The 12,077-nt window shown below is 66.5% G+C and carries 13 protein-coding genes; 7 read left to right on the forward strand and 6 right to left on the reverse strand.

The window, feature by feature from the left end; genetic code table 11:
• The first annotated feature begins 43 nt into the window (after window positions 1-43).
• Complete coding sequence (locus tag IB259_RS15400) at window positions 44-1,018, forward strand: tripartite tricarboxylate transporter substrate binding protein (protein WP_192329472.1); 975 nt, start codon at window positions 44-46, stop codon at window positions 1,016-1,018.
• Between the two features lie 21 nt (window positions 1,019-1,039).
• Here the strand turns inward: IB259_RS15400 and IB259_RS15405 are convergent, their stop codons facing one another.
• The 6 genes from IB259_RS15405 to IB259_RS15430 are packed head-to-tail and all read right to left on the reverse strand — an operon-like array spanning window position 1,040 to window position 6,090.
• Complete coding sequence (locus tag IB259_RS15405) at window positions 1,040-2,119, reverse strand: NAD-dependent epimerase/dehydratase family protein (RefSeq protein ID WP_192329474.1); 1,080 nt, start codon at window positions 2,117-2,119, stop codon at window positions 1,040-1,042.
• A complete protein-coding gene (locus IB259_RS15410; protein ID WP_119450428.1) occupies window positions 2,116-2,985 on the reverse strand; it encodes a MaoC/PaaZ C-terminal domain-containing protein in 870 nt (289 codons plus the stop codon). Before IB259_RS15410 ends, IB259_RS15405 begins: the two co-directional genes overlap by 4 nt.
• 7 nt (window positions 2,986-2,992) lie before the next feature.
• Window positions 2,993-4,144 carry a thiolase gene (locus IB259_RS15415; protein WP_192329476.1) on the reverse strand — a complete coding sequence of 384 codons (1,152 nt, stop codon included), beginning with the start codon at window positions 4,142-4,144 and terminating at the stop codon, window positions 2,993-2,995.
• Entirely contained in the window at window positions 4,141-4,467 is a 327-nt protein-coding gene (locus IB259_RS15420) for a Zn-ribbon domain-containing OB-fold protein (RefSeq protein WP_233564553.1), read from the reverse strand. Before IB259_RS15420 ends, IB259_RS15415 begins: the two co-directional genes overlap by 4 nt.
• Before the next feature lie 60 nt (window positions 4,468-4,527).
• Entirely contained in the window at window positions 4,528-5,310 is a 783-nt protein-coding gene (locus tag IB259_RS15425) for a crotonase/enoyl-CoA hydratase family protein (RefSeq protein ID WP_125471259.1), read from the reverse strand.
• Between the two features lie 18 nt (window positions 5,311-5,328).
• Window positions 5,329-6,090: an SDR family NAD(P)-dependent oxidoreductase gene (locus IB259_RS15430; RefSeq protein WP_192329478.1), complete on the reverse strand. Its 762-nt coding sequence runs from the start codon at window positions 6,088-6,090 to the stop codon at window positions 5,329-5,331.
• 306 nt (window positions 6,091-6,396) lie between these two features.
• Here IB259_RS15430 and IB259_RS15435 point away from each other — a divergent pair, with 306 nt between their 5' ends.
• Genes IB259_RS15435 through IB259_RS15460 form a run of 6 tightly spaced genes read left to right on the forward strand, consistent with a single transcriptional unit; the run spans window position 6,397 to window position 12,058 of the window.
• A complete protein-coding gene (locus IB259_RS15435; RefSeq protein ID WP_054452161.1) occupies window positions 6,397-7,554 on the forward strand; it encodes an ABC transporter substrate-binding protein in 1,158 nt (385 codons plus the stop codon).
• Window positions 7,551-8,309 (forward strand): ABC transporter ATP-binding protein, encoded by a 759-nt coding sequence (locus tag IB259_RS15440; RefSeq protein ID WP_054452162.1) that lies wholly within the window; start codon window positions 7,551-7,553, stop codon window positions 8,307-8,309. The genes IB259_RS15435 and IB259_RS15440 overlap by 4 nt, the downstream gene beginning before the upstream one ends.
• Window positions 8,306-9,046, forward strand: coding sequence for an ABC transporter ATP-binding protein (locus IB259_RS15445; protein WP_192329480.1), 741 nt, complete (start codon window positions 8,306-8,308; stop codon window positions 9,044-9,046). The genes IB259_RS15440 and IB259_RS15445 overlap by 4 nt, the downstream gene beginning before the upstream one ends.
• A complete protein-coding gene (locus IB259_RS15450; protein WP_192329482.1) occupies window positions 9,043-9,915 on the forward strand; it encodes a branched-chain amino acid ABC transporter permease in 873 nt (290 codons plus the stop codon). Before IB259_RS15445 ends, IB259_RS15450 begins: the two co-directional genes overlap by 4 nt.
• Complete coding sequence (locus IB259_RS15455; protein WP_192329484.1) at window positions 9,915-10,898, forward strand: branched-chain amino acid ABC transporter permease; 984 nt, start codon at window positions 9,915-9,917, stop codon at window positions 10,896-10,898. The genes IB259_RS15450 and IB259_RS15455 overlap by 1 nt, the downstream gene beginning before the upstream one ends.
• Window positions 10,895-12,058: an acyl-CoA dehydrogenase family protein gene (locus IB259_RS15460; protein WP_054452166.1), complete on the forward strand. Its 1,164-nt coding sequence runs from the start codon at window positions 10,895-10,897 to the stop codon at window positions 12,056-12,058. Before IB259_RS15455 ends, IB259_RS15460 begins: the two co-directional genes overlap by 4 nt.
• Window positions 12,059-12,077: the final 19 nt, after the last annotated feature.

Below are 12,077 nucleotides of genomic sequence, written 5' to 3' on the forward strand. Positions count from 1 at the left end.
GGGCGCTACGCCCGCGGCTCTCACCTCTTTGCCGGAGACCGCAATGCTGAATCGCATTCCGGCCTGGGCCGCCTTGGCCCTGGCCAGCCTCGCCCCACTTGCGCAGGCCGCCTCACCCAACTACCCAGACAAGCCCGTCACGCTTGTCATTCCCTTTCCCCCCGGCGGCACCAGCGATGTGGTGGGCCGGCAACTCGCCATGCAGTTGGGCGAGGAGCTGGGAGGGACCTTTGTCGTCAACAACAAGGCCGGCGCATCCAGCATGATAGGCGCCACCTTCGTGGCGCGCGCACCCAAGGACGGATACACCCTGCTGCTTTCCTCCGGCAGCACCTTCACCGTCACGCCTCATTTGATGACCCAGATGTCGTACACGCTGGACGACTTCGCGCCGGTTTCCGCTGTCGCCACCGTGCCGTTCGCCTTTGTAGTGAAGAAGGACTTTCCCGCAAAAAACGTGGCCGAATACGCCGCCTATGCCAAAGCTCATCCCGGCAAGGTCAACAACGCCACCAACGGTCTCGGCAGCATGGTCCATTTGCTGGGCGAGCTGGCTGCAGCTGGCATGGGCGTGGACGTGACGCAGGTGCATTACAAGGGCGCGGCGCCCGCCACCGTGGACATGATAGGCGGCGTGGTCGACTCCAACGTGGAGGCGCTTACCAGCGCCGTTCCCAATGTGCGCGCCGGGCAGTACCGCGCGCTGGCCGTGCTGAGTCCGCAGCGTCAACCGCTGTTGCCCGACGTGCCCACATTCGCCGAGCTGGGCTATCCGGACGTGGTCGGCGAAACCTGGTACGCCGTGTTCGCTCCGGCCGGGACCCCGGCGCCAGTGGTCGACAAGCTCAACGCCGCACTGCGCAAGATCACGGCTTCGCCACAGTTCGTGCGCACCATGCAGCAGATCGGCAATGAACCGCGCAGCAGCAGTCCGGCGGAACTGCGCGATATCACGTTGCGGGAGAGTCAGCGCTGGGGCGCGCTGATCGAGAAGTTGAAGATCCCGCCCGTGCAATAGGCGGGATCGCGGGCGCCCGGCTCAGCGCGGCAAGTAGCCGAGCGCCTGCATCCTGTGCAGATTTTCCAGCACCGACAGCTCGCTGTCGATGCAATCGCCGAAGCCGGCCTGGCGCAGCTTGATGGTGGATACCAGCGGCGGGAACGGCAAGGGGTGTTGCGCCGACCAGGTCGCGTCCGCGTACTGCCATGACAGCCCGATCAGGTCCGACAGCTCGTTCACATGCAAGCCCTCCCGCCGCGCCATCTCGCGCCAGACCTGGGCTTCGGCGGGCATGGCCTGCCGCATACGGGTCTGCACCAACTCCCCTGCAGGCATGCCGAAGAATTCGGCCAGGCGCTCAAACAGATGGCGCCAGGCCATCACATCGCCATTGGCGATATTGAAGACCTCACCCCAGGCTTGCGGCGCATCCCAGGCCCACTCGACCGCGCGGGCGATCAGACGCGCATCCGTGCATTCCGTCAACAGCTCCGGATGTCCGGGATAGGCCAGCGGCTGGCCCGATTCCCGCAACAGCGCGGCATAGGCGCCCAGCGTCGCCACCGGATTCATGGCGCTACCCAGGGCAACGCCAAGCACGATCTGCGGGCGGAATATGGTCCATCCGAACCCTTGCCGCCGCGCCTGTTGTTCCAGCATGTCTTGCTGGTCGAAATAGAAATTGGCATGGTCGCGCACGGCGTCCTGCTCGCGCGCGGGGATGCGCATGGCCCGCCCCGTATGCACGCCGTAGGCCTTGGTCCCCTGCATCAGGGTCACATGCGCCAGCGGCGCGCCGTCCAATGCCGCCAACGTATTGGCCAGCATCCGCGTATTGATGGCGACGTTCTCCGGATCCCGCCACCCCTTGAGCAAATCCGGCTGCTCGTTCAAGGCGGCATAGACCAGATGCGTCACATCGCCGTGCTCGGCCAAGGCCTGCCGCGTTGCCTGCGCATCGCGCAGGTCGGCCGCAATCCATATCGCATCCCTGGCAAAGTCGGCCGACCGTCGCGACAAGCCTGCGCACAGCACGTCCGGCCGGCCATGCAGATGCTCCATCACCGCCCGCCCCACCACGCCCAACGCGCCCACCACCAGCACCTTTCTTGTTGTCATTGCGACTCTCCGAACTCGAATGCGCCGTTGTCGATGGCGATCTCGCCGCGCTCCACAACCACGGCGCGAAAGCGCGCCAGTCCCGGCTGCTCCCGCCAGACATCGACCCGCAGCCTCTCGCCCGGATAGACCGGCGCGCGAAAACGCCCGCTCATGGCGCGCACCCGCTCGGGCTCTCCCGGACAGCAAAGGCGCGCCAGGCCCAGACCGGCCACGCCAAAGCTGGCCATGCCATGCAGGATCGGCCGCTTGAAGCCCGCCAGCCGCGCGGCCGCGGGATCGATATGCAGCGGGTTCAGGTCTGCCGACAACCGGTAGACCAGGGCGGCCTGCGGCGAAGTAGGGCAATCGACAGCCGCATCGGGTTCGCGCGCCGGCATCGCCGGCGGCGCCGGCCGCGCCGACGCCCGCCCGCCGAAACCGCCATCGCCACGGCAGAACACGGTCTGCTGCAGGGTGGCCAGCAAGGCGCCGTCCGCGGCATCGAACAGTTCACGCTCGACGTACAGCAAAGCGCCCTTGCCGGCGCCCTTGTCCGCCAGGTCGACGATGCGAGTCACGCCTCTTACCCGCCCTTTGGGGGCAAGGGGCCGGTGCAGGCGTATGGACTGTTCGCCATGCACCGTGCGGCGCCAATCCAGCCCCAGCGGCAGATCGCGCAGCCAGAAGCCCGGGTCCGCCAACACGTTGACCAGGGTCGGCTGGACCTTCAGCCGGGTTTCATCGACGTAGGACAGCTCCTCCTCGTCGACGGGATTCATGCCCGCGCCGAGCGCGAGGGCGTAGAGCGCGCAGTCGCGCCAGTCGTATTCCTGGATGCGCTCGGGGATGCGCGCAGCCAACAGCGTTGCCGGATCGATGGGCATGCGAACCTCACAAAACGTCGGCGGTGCCGAGTATGGCCGTGGCCTGGCTGGACAGCACGCCGCCATTGGCATGGGCGAGCGACACCTGCACGTCGGGCACCTGCCGCTCGCCCGCCTCGCCCCGCAACTGCTGCACCGACTCCAGCAAGGTGTACAGGCCGTACATGCCAGGATGGTTGCAGGACAGCCCGCCGCCGTTGGTATTGACCGGCAGGGAGCCCCCAGGCGCGATGGCGCCGCTGGCGACGAAGGCGCCCCCTTCCCCCTTGGCGCAGAAGCCCAGGTCCTCCAGGAACAGGATCGTGTTGATGGTGAACGCGTCATAGACCATGAGATGGCCGATGTCGCGCGGCGACAGCCCGGCCATGGCGTAGGCGCGTTGCCCTGACTCGACCGCGCAGGTGGTAGTCAGATCCGGCATGCAGGATATCTGCCTGTGGCTCGTCGCCACGCCGGTGCCCAGCACATAGACCGGCGGCCTGCGCAGGTCGCGCGCGCGATCCGCGCTGACCAGCACCACGGCGGCGCCGCCGTCGGTCACCAGGCAGCAATCCGCCTTGCTGAGCGGGTCGCTGACCATGCGCGAGGCCAGCACATCCGCGCGCGTCAACTCGCCGCGCACATAGGCATCCGGATTGCGCTGCGCCCACAGGCGCGCCGCCACCGCCACGTCCGCCAGCTGCTCGCGCGTGGTCCCATACCGATGCATGTGCCACGCCGCGGCCAACGCATAGCTCGAGATCGGATAACGCGGCGCGAACGGCGTCTCGTAGGGCTGCGGGTCAGGCATGGATGCCAGCTTGCCGCCTGCGGTCAACTGGTTCGACCCGTAGCAGATCAGCGCGACATCGCACAGCCCGGTTTCCAGCGCAGCCATCGCCGATTGCAGATGGAACAGGAACGACGCACCGCCGACCATCGTGCCATCGGCCTGGCGCGGCTGTATGCCCAGCCGTTCCGCCACGTTCAGCACCGGCAGGCCGGATGTGGACATGGCGCAATACAGACCATCTACATCCTTCATCCCCAGGCCGCAATCTTCCAGCGCAAGGATCGCCGCCTCCTGCAGCTGATCGAAGGGAGAACGGCCGGGCGCATTCCAGCGCCGCGTATTGCCTATGCCGGCAATGGCGCAACGGCCTCGCAAGCGGGCGCTCATGAGCGTTCTCCCGGGGCGTCGAATACGACGTAGGCCCCGTCATCGCCCGCGACGATGCGCGCGCGCACTTTTGAACCGATGGCAGGCGCGTCCACGCCCTCGACGCGGGTCATCATCCGCGCCCCGCCTTCCACTTCGACCAGCGAGACGTTGTAGTCTCCGGCGCGGTCGCGCACCGTCGTGGTTGAATAGACCACGCCCGCGCCCGGCGACTCGCGCCAGGTCAGCCGTGGGCTGCCGCAGGCCCGGCAGACCAGCGCCGGAGGAAAGCGCACGCTGGCGCAGTCGTCGCAGTGCTGCAACAGGATACGGCCCTCCCGCAAACCCGCCTGATGGCGGACGTCGGGTCCGGGCCCGTCAAAACGCGCATCGCCAGCCATACCTCACCTCCCCTGCCAGACGGGCGCGCGCTTCTCGGCAAACGCCGCGGAACCTTCGCGGGCATCGGCCGACGTGAAGACATGCTCGGTCAGTTCGGCCTGGCGGCTCCAGATCTCGTCGGCCGGCCAGCCTTGCGACTCGGCGATGACGCGTTTGCTGGCTGCCACGGCCAGGGGCCCGTTGGCGACGATGCGGCGCGCCAGCTCCCGCGCGCCCTGCAGGGCCTCTCCGGGCGCAGTCACCTGGTTGATCAGGCCGTAGCTCAAGGCACGCGTTGCGGGAAACATGTCGCCGGTCAACGCCAGCTCCATCGCCACCCGGCACGGCAACTGCCGCGGCAGGCGGACCAGGCCGCCGGCAGTGGCCGCGAGCCCGCGCTTGACCTCCGGAACGCCGAACTGCGCATTCTCGGCCGCCACCACCAGATCGCAAGCCAGCACCAGCTCGAAGCCGCCCGCCAGCGCATATCCCTCGACCGCCGCGATGAGCGGCTTTTTCGGCGGGCGCATGGTCAGCCCGCCGAATCCTCGCCCTTCTATGCTGGGCCGTTCGCCGCGTAGAAAGCCTTTCAGGTCCATGCCGGCGCAGAACGAACCGCCGGCGCCGGTCAGGATGCCTATGCGCAGGTCCTCGCGGTCATCCAGTTCATCCACGGCTGCGGCGATGGCGCGCGCCACGGCAAGGGTCACCGCATTGCGCGCTTGCGGCCGGTTGATGGTGATCGTCAGGATTCCGTCGCTGCTCTCCAGCAATACCTCGTCGCTTTCCGTCTTGTTCTCGGTCATCGTTATCTCCTCTACACGTCAGCGTGGGGCCATGCGCAAGGCGCCATCCAGACGGATGGTTTCGCCGTTGAGCATGGGGTTGGCAATGATGTGATCCGCCAGCAGGGCGTATTCCGCGGGCATGCCCAGGCGCGCCGGGTGCGGCACCGAGGCTGACAAGGTCTTGCGGGCATCGTCAGAAACGCGAGCCAGCATGGGCGTATCGAAAATTCCAGGCGCGATGGTGCAGACGCGTATCGCCTTGCTGGCCAGGTCGCGCGCGGCCACGATGGTCATGCCCACCACGCCGGCCTTGGAAGAGGCATAGCCGATCTGGCCGATCTGGCCTTCGTACGCCGCCACCGAAGCGGTCAGGATGCAGACGCCCCGTTCGCCCTCGTCGTCCACCGGGTTGCACGCCATATGAGCCGCCGCCACGCGCAGGGTGTTGAAAGTGCCGATCAGATTGATGCGGACGATATCCGTATAGGTTTCCAGCGAGCCGGGATTTCCTTCTTTGTCGATGAGACGTACCGGCCCGCCGCGGCCCGCGCAATGCACCAGCACCCGCAAGGGGCCGAGCGTGGCCGCCAGTTCGCACGCGGCCTGCACGTCGGCCTCCCGGGTGACATCCGTGGGAGCGAACAGCGCCCCGATATCGCGGGCGGCTGCCTCCCCCGCTGAACCAGGCAGATCCGCGATCACCACCTTCATGCCCTGCGCGACCAGGCGTTGCGCCGTCGCCAGGCCCAGCCCGGATGCGCCGCCTGTCACCAGCGCGCTGTTGCCTTCAGTCTTCATGCCAAAGCCCTCAGTGACGAAAAAGGAAATTTCATAGTACATACCAATGAGTATCTGATCAATAAAAACCAAGAAACTGATTTTTTACCTAGGGAAAATGCCTAGAATCAAACTTTATTTACGCCGTTGACCTATCAAAATACCGAATGGTATGTTTACTCCGACAGCCGATTCAGAGTGCCGGAGACCTACCGGCCCGCGGCCTCCGTCAACCGTTGCACCACGCAGTCCCCATTTATGCAGCACGGCGGCCATGGCCGCCGCAGCGCCGGCGCAGACCGGTGTCACAAAAATCAGGAGACAGGCATGAAGCGGATACAACAGTTGTTGCGCATGGCGTCGCCCCTGGCGCTGGCGGCCTCGATGGCCTTGTGCGCACCCGTCGGGGCGGCCCCCGCGCCCATCAAGGTAGGCGTCATCTTCCCGTTGTCGGGCGGCGCGGGTCCGCAAGGCCAGCACGTCACGCAAGCGATTCAGGCCATGGCGGCGGTGATCAATGAAGACGGCGGCGTACTCGGCCGTCCGATCGAGATCGTGTCGCGCGACGACGAATCCACGCCGGCGGTCGGCGTGTCACGCGCCACCGAACTCATCAGCGCCGGCGTGTCGGTCATCATCGAAGGCTGGAACAGCCCGGTGACGTTGGCGATGCAGCCCGTGATCGCCCGCGCCGGCGTGCTGGACATCACCGCAATCTCCAAGGCAGACCCCATTCTTTCCGGCGAAGGCAATCCGCTGGCGATCCGGCTGAACAGCTCGAACGCACAGGACGGCACGGTCATCGCCGAATACATCGCCAAGACCGCCGGCGCCAAGCGCGTCGCCTTTCTTACCGAGAACGACGCCTACGGCAACGGTGCGCAGGAATCCATCGAGAAGGCGCTGAAGGCTCTCGGGCACACCTATGAAAAAGTGGCCGAGGAGAAATTCCCCTTCACCCAAGCCGACTTCCGCGTCGCCATGACCAACGTGCGCGCCGCCAAGCCAGACATCACCGTCGCCATTAACGCCAACGAAGGCCTGGGCATGCCCGCCATCATCCGCCAGGCCCGCCAATCACGCCTGCCGGGCCAACTGGTGAGCGCGGTCGGCACCGTGGCCCCCAGCGTCATCAACGTAGCGGGCGATGCCTCGGACGGCCTGATAGGCGCGGACATCTACTTCCCCGACGTCGAGCCCTTCGCCTCGAACAGCGCCAACAAGCGCTTCGTCGCCAAGACGCAGGAGATGTTCAAGTACACGCCGGACAAGTTCATGGCGCTGGGCGCGACCTCGCTGCAGGTTTGGGCCCAGGCGGTCAACGAGCTCAAAACGCTCGATCGCGAACCTGTGGCCAAGCGCATACGCGGCGGCAGTTTCAAGGGCACGCTCATGGGCGACGTCACGTTCGAGCCCAACGGCCAGCTGCAGTCGCACTATTACCTGTTCACGGTCAAAGACCGAAAGATCGTGGTCAAGCCATGACTGCCGCCTTGCGCGTGGACAGCCTGGCCGTGCGCTACGGCGCGCTGGTCGCCCTGGAAGACGTCAGCTGGGAAGTCAGCGCCGGCGAATTGCTGGGCATCATCGGCCCCAACGGCGCCGGCAAGAGCTCGTGCTACGACGCCGTGTCTGCGCTGGTCCCCCGCGGCGGCAGCGTGCATCTGCGCGGGCGCAACATCAGCGCCGTGCCGGCCCACGGGCTGGCGCGGCTGGGCATCAAACGCGCGTTCCAGCAAAACGCCTTCTTTGACCAGTTGAGCGTGCGCGACAACATGGTGGCGGCGTTGGGCGGCACGGCCGGCCTCGGCGCCTGCATCCTGCGCCCGCTGACGGCGGGCCGGCAGGCGCAGGCCCTGCGCGACCAGGCCGCCAAGCGCCTGGAGCGCTTCGGCCTGCCGCCCGATTGCCACGATCTGAAGCCGCATGAAATCTCGTACGGCATGCAGCGCATGCTGTCCATCGCGCTGGCCTACGGCTCGGGCGCCGACGTGCTGCTGCTGGACGAACCCGCCGCGGGGCTGGGCGGCGCCGACATGGCAGCCCTGACCTCGCTGTTGCGCTCGCTCAAGGCCGAAGGCGTGGCCGTGGTGGTGATCGAGCATCACATGGACCTCATCATGTCCGTCGCCGACCGCATCTGCGTCCTCAACCTCGGCAAGACTTTGGCCTGCGGCACGCCGGCAGAGATCCAGCGCGACCCGCGCGTGCTCCAGGCCTATCTCGGAGGCGATTCATGATTTCCACGCCACACGTACTCAGCGCGCGGCGTCTCGATGTCGCCTATGCCGGCAATCGCGTGCTCCAGCTTGACCAGCTGGACCTGCGGGCCGGAGAGATCGTCGGGGTGATAGGCGCCAATGGAGCAGGCAAGTCGACGCTGGTCAACGCCCTGCTGGGCTGGTCGCGCGGTCAGCCCGCGGTCAGCGGCGAGGTCCAGCTTTCGGGACGGCCCATCGACGGCCTGCCGACACATGAGCGCGTACGCGCGGGACTGTTGCTGGTGCCGGAGTCTCGCCTGGTGTTTTCACGCATGACGGTGGAAGAGAATCTCTCCCCCGCCATCACGCCGGTCGACGACTCGTCGCGCCGCTATTACAAGCGCGACGATGTCTACGATCTATTCCCCCGCCTGCGCGAACGCCGCCTGCACCTGGGCGGTCAGCTATCCGGCGGCGAGCGGCAAATGCTGGGCATCGGCCGCTCGCTCATGATGGGGCCGCGCGCCCTGTTGCTGGACGAACCCTCCATCGGGCTCGCGCCCATGCTGGTGACGCAAGTGCTGCAAAGCCTGCGCTCGCTCGCCAGCGCCGGCCTGGCCATCCTGCTGGTGGAACAGAACGTACGCGCCGCCTTGCAGGTGGTCGACCGTCTGCTGCTGCTCGAGCGCGGCCGGCTGGTGCTGCAAGGTCCGGCCGCCGAGGTGGGCGCGGATCCGCGCATCGCGCAAGCCTATCTGGGAGCACATACGACATGAGCCTGCTGCAACAGTTGATCAATGGCCTGGTGCTGGGCCATGCCTACGCGCTGATCGCCATCGGCTGGACCTTGTTGCTGGGCGTTGCCCGGCTGGTCAACTTCGGCCACGGCCAGATGTACATGCTGGGCGCCTTCGTCACCTGGTGGGCGACCACCACCGCCGGCCTGCCCTATCTGCTGGCCTTGCCGCTGGCCATGGCGGCCGGCGCGCTGATCGGCATCGTGATGCAGCGCATCATGCTGCGCGCCACGTTCGAACAGAATCTGGTGTCGATCATGATCATGACGTTGGGCTTCGGCTATGTCATGCACGGCGCGGCGTCGTTGGCCTTCGGCTCGACGGGACAGATTCTGGATACCGCCTGGTCGCAGCGCGACATCGAGATCGGCGACCTGTGGCTGACCTGGCAGGACGCCGCCATCGTCGTCGCCGCCATCCTGCTGTTCCTGCTGCTCAAGCGCGTGCTCGACGGCAGCCGCGCCGGCCGGCTGGTGCGCATGGTGGCCGAGGATCCCAAGCTGGCCCAACTGGCGGGCATCAATGTGCGGAAGGTCTACTACGGCGTGTTCGCCTTCGAGGGCGCTGCGGTCGCCCTGGCCGCCGGGCTGGTGGCCCCGCGCACGCCGATCCTGACCTCCATGGGTTTCGAAGAGGTGATCATCACTTTCGTCGTGGTCGTGCTGGGAGGCATCGGCAGCGTGACCGGCAGTTACGTCGCGGGTGTCGCACTGGGCGTCTTTACCGCGCTGTTCAGCGCCCTGGTGTCGCCCGCATACGCAACCGCCGCGGCCTTCGTCGTACTGATTGGCGTGCTGGTGCTGCGCCCTGGCGGCCTGACCGCCGGCTCGATGAAAGGAGTCCATTGATGGCCACGCTTTCCGCCTCGCGTCTCGCGCTGCTGCCGGGCGCCGTCATCGTATTCTTCCTGCCTTCCTGGCTGGGCGGCAGCCAGGCTCTCTACAGCGCCGCCGTGCTGATCGCCATCATGGCCGTCATGGCCTACGGGCTGGATGTCATCGTCTCGGACCTGGGCGAGGTGAGCCTGGGACATACTGTCTTCTTCGCTGCGGGAGCTTATGTGACGGCGTTGCTGGCTACCCGCTCCGGCGCCAGCGCCTGGTTGACGCTGGCCGCGTCGATTGCGGTCGCCCTGGGATTGGCGGCAGTAATCGGATTGGTCACCCTGCGCTTGCGCGAGTTCGTCTTTTCGCTGGTGACGTACGCGGTCGCCGTGGTCGCCATGACCCTGGCAGCCAACTGGGCCTTCCTGGGCGGCTCGGATGGCATCCGCGGCCTGCCCACGCTGGACTTGTCCATCGGCGGCTGGACGCTCAGTGCCGGCAATGACCAGACGCTCTGGCCCTACGCGTTCACGCTGCTGGCGATCACGCTCTACCTGGTGGACCGCTTCCGCCACTCGCGCCTGGGCCAGGCGGCGCTGATGGTGCACCTGAATCCCCGCCTGGCCACCATGAACGGCATCGATCCGCTCAGGGTGCGCCTGCAGGTCTTCCTGTTCTCGGCGCCCATCACGGCCTGCGCGGGCTGGCTGTATGCCTATCAGCGCGCCTACGTCAGCGCCGACATCCTTGAAACCTACTTCCTCATCCTGATGCTGACCGCCGTCGTACTGGTCGGCCGCCGCCAGTTGCTCGGGCCGCTACTGGCCACCGCGCTGATCCTGATCCAGGAAAAGTTTTTCTCGTTCGGAGGCTATGTCGACAAAATCGTGCTCGGCAGCCTGCTGATCCTTGTTCTGGCTTTCTTTCCGCAAGGGCTGATGGGCCTGCTGGCGACACGTCGCAAGCGTCCCAAGGCCATGGCGACCACACTGGAGAACTCGAAGTGACTGTTATCTGGAATCCCACGCTGGACGATACCGCCACCCGCTGGCAGGCCCTGGCCCATAAGCTGGGCTCCGAGCGCTTCGCGCCGCTCGCCCCCGAACTGGACCGTGAACAACGCTATCCCTGGGAGACCATCGCCGCCCTGGTGGAAAACAAGTTCACAGGCCTGTTCCTACCCACGCAATGGGGCGGCCAGGGCGCCAACCTGGTCGCCACCGTGGCGGCAGTCGAAGCCCTGGGCACGCACTGCGCTTCGACCGCCGCCATCATGTGCGCCTATCAGTTGGGCGCGTTCCCCCTGCTGCTGGCCGGCACGGACGAGCAGAAATCCTTCTATCTGCGCGAAATGGCCGAGGGCCGCGCCACCAGCTTTGCACTTTCCGAGCGCATCGCCGGTTCGGATGCCGCGGCCATCGAGGCCACGGCCGTGCGCGAAGGCGGCGGCTGGCGCCTGCGCGGGGAGAAATACTGGATCGGCAATGGCGGCGCGTCTCGTTACTACGTGGTCTTTGCCAAGACCGACCCGGCGGCAGGAGGACGCGGCATCAGCGCCTTCATGGTCGACAAGGAGCAGCCGGGCGCGGTCATTGACGAACTCTCCGACAAGATGGGCATCCGCGGCACCCAGACCTCTAACCTGAAACTCGACCTGGTCGTGCCCGAAAGCGCCCAGGTCGGTGAACTCAACCGCGCGCTGCGCCTGGCGTTGCAGACGTTGAATGTCGGCCGCATCATGGTCGCCGCCCAGTCCCTGGGCGTGGCGCTGGCGAGCTACCGCGAGGCCGCGGCCCGCGCCGTGGCGCGCCGGACTTTCGGCCAACCCATCGGGGACAACCAGGCCATCGGCTTTCGCCTTGCCGACATGGCCACGGAAATCTCGGCTGCCCGCATGATGCTGTACCAGGCTGCCCAAGCCTATGACCGCCAGGAAGACGTCTCCAACCTGGGCGCCATGACCAAGCTGTTCGCCTCGGAGGTTTCGCACCGGGTAGTGGACAATACCGTTCAGATCTGGGGCGGGCTGGGCTACTGCAAGCCTACGGTGGCCGAGCGGCTGTACCGCGACCAGCGCATACTCGAGATCTATGAGGGCTCTTCCGAAATCCAGCGGCTGGTCTTGTCGCGCGCGGTACGCAAGGAGGCGGAAGAGCTGGCTATTTGACCCGATTCCGAAAAGAGGT

It is taken from the genome of Achromobacter sp. ACM04 (assembly GCF_014851465.1).
Taxonomy (GTDB): domain Bacteria; phylum Pseudomonadota; class Gammaproteobacteria; order Burkholderiales; family Burkholderiaceae_B; genus Achromobacter; species Achromobacter aegrifaciens.